This is a genomic window from Streptomyces sp. NPDC101219 (assembly GCF_044767675.1).
Lineage (GTDB): Bacteria > Actinomycetota > Actinomycetes > Streptomycetales > Streptomycetaceae > Streptomyces.
Genome location: NZ_JBIWOK010000012.1, coordinates 82,698 through 82,967 on the forward strand (window position 1 = coordinate 82,698; position 270 = coordinate 82,967).

Consider the following 270-nt stretch of genomic DNA (forward strand, 5'->3'; position numbering starts at 1 on the left):
CGGAGACCGTGCAGGGCGAGGACCGTGCGGGGCGGGGACCGTGCGCGGGCGGGGACCGTGCGCGGCCGGGGACCGTGCGGGGTCGGGGCGGGACGACGCCCCCCGGGCGGGACGACGACCGCCGGGCCCCGGGAGCGCGCAGCCCGCCCCAGGCCGGTGCGACCACCGGGCCCGGGCGCGCAGCCCGCCCCAGGCCGGTGCGACCACCGGGCCCGGGCGCGCAGCCCGCCCCAGGCCGGTGCGACCACCGGGCCCGGGCGCGCAGCCCGC